Origin of the sequence: Vibrio penaeicida, from assembly GCF_002933855.1 — a bacterium.
Classification (GTDB): Bacteria; Pseudomonadota; Gammaproteobacteria; order Enterobacterales; family Vibrionaceae; genus Vibrio; species Vibrio penaeicida_A.
Window position 1 is genome coordinate 607 of record NZ_BFAQ01000093.1, and the last position, 1894, is coordinate 2500.

The window sequence follows — 1894 nt, forward strand, 5'->3', positions numbered from 1 at the left end:
TGCGGTTTAAGCTGGCGTTAGGGCTACTTGTCAGCATGTGACTATAGCGTCTAAGTGTTTGGTCCCGTATAATTGCGAAATTCTAGTTTTTAAGGAAAGTTCAGTGGCACAAGTTCCGTTACCAACACCGATTTATCATTTTACGCACATTTCCAATCTCTCAAGTTTGATTAGTTCAGGAGGGATAATTTGTAAGAATGGTGTTGATTCGAGTTCGATTGCTTACCAAAGCTCAGCATATGAGAGTGTCCAAGGGCATAGGGAGAGCTTTGAAGTCCCAGTTGATCCTGGTGGTGTGATCCATGACTATGTGCCTTTTTACTTTAATAGTCTTTCCCCAATGCTTTATGCGGTGCATAGAGGAAACATCCCTGGTGTCGATATGCGCGAAGTTGTTTTCTTTAAAACAACTGCTCAAACGGTTGATGGGGCTGGAAAGTTGTTTGTATTTACTGATGGTCATGGAATTATGGCGCTGACAGATTACTATAACGACCTCACTGAACTTTCAGAAGTGCCTTGGAATGTTGTCAATGCGAAATACTGGAACAACTTCGTAGATGGTAGTCGCTTAAGGCAGTCCGAGTTCCTTGTTCACTCCAGACTAGATTGGGAACTCATAGAAACCATTGGGGTCTATAATCAGACTATGAAAGATCGTGTTGAAAGCTTGATTCAACATCTTGCACACAAACCAAATGTAGAAATTAAGCTTGGTTGGTATTTTTAGCGGAGGGGTTATGATTAGTTACAGAACTGGAAATATAATAATTGATGACTCTGAAGCAATAGTGAATACCGTAAATTGTGTTGGTGTTATGGGGAAAGGTCTTGCTTTACAGTTTAAAAAGGCATTTTTGGATAACTTTAAACAGTATAAATCAGCTTGTGACCGTAAAGAGGTTAAAATAGGAAAGATGTTTGTCACTGAGCAAGGTGACATGTTTAACCGTAAAATTATTATTAACTTTCCTACTAAAGATCATTGGAAAGGTAAGTCAAAGTATGAGTATATTGAATCCGGCTTAGATGATTTAGCAATTAAAATACAAGAATATGGTATTAAGTCTATTGCAATTCCACCATTAGGCGCAGGTCTGGGTGGATTGGAGTGGTCAACGGTAAAATCGATGATTATTGATAAGCTCGGTAGTATTCAAGATGTTTCTATTAATATCTATGAGCCACTTGGTAGTCCGGATGCTAAAGATATTGTAATTAATACTAAAGTACCGAATATGACCAAAGGTCGAGCATTATTACTTAAGCTATTGGGTATTTATTCTTCTAAAGGTTATGAGTGTACTAAATTGGAAGCTCAGAAATTAGCATACTTCCTCCAGGAAGCGGGGGTTGACCTTAAACTGAAGTATGAAGCTCACAATTTTGGACCGTATGCCGATAATTTGAACCATGTGTTGAGCCATATAGATGGACATTTTATTAGTGGTTTTGGAGACCGTGTTGCCAAATCAAGGATCTCTATCATTAATAACTCACTCGATGCAGCGGAAGAATATTTATCTAACCATCCAGAAAGTGATGAGGCTATTTGTAAAGTTGAGAAACTGATACGCGGATATGAAACACCACTAAGTATGGAAGTGTTATCTACGGTTCACTGGGTTGTTAAACATGAGGGTTATAGTCCAAATGACTTCGACTCAATCAAGTTATTCATCTATCAATGGAATGACCATAAAGCTTCAATTAAAGAAAAGTATCTCAAGAAAGCTTTATCACGACTAGAAAGTAATTGCTGGGTATCGTAGCCCTAACAAAGCATTTAAGAGTGATTCCCAACGCTTGGCATTTTCGGTGCTAATCGTTGGGTTTTGTGTTTACGGTGGTATGGTTAAGTATCGAGGTAGCGTTGCTCACATATATGGTCTCC

2 protein-coding genes are annotated in these 1894 nt (G+C 38.6%); both read left to right on the forward strand.

The window, feature by feature from the left end:
• Nucleotides 1–103 precede the first annotated feature (103 nt).
• Nucleotides 104–730, forward strand: a complete 627-nt coding sequence (gene darT, locus VPNCDNU1_RS28545; protein ID WP_167404921.1) for a type II toxin-antitoxin system toxin DNA ADP-ribosyl transferase DarT — start codon at nucleotides 104–106, stop codon at nucleotides 728–730.
• Between the two features lie 10 nt (nucleotides 731–740).
• Nucleotides 741–1772 carry a type II toxin-antitoxin system antitoxin DNA ADP-ribosyl glycohydrolase DarG gene (gene darG / locus VPNCDNU1_RS28550; RefSeq protein ID WP_104403511.1) on the forward strand — a complete coding sequence of 344 codons (1032 nt, stop codon included), beginning with the start codon at nucleotides 741–743 and terminating at the stop codon, nucleotides 1770–1772.
• The last annotated feature ends 122 nt before the right edge of the window (nucleotides 1773–1894 follow it).

Excerpts from the sequence above, each read along its gene's own strand:
- darG (WP_104403511.1), top strand. The coding sequence starts at position 741 with ATGATTAGTTACAGAACTGGAAATATAATAATTGATGACTCTGAAGCA.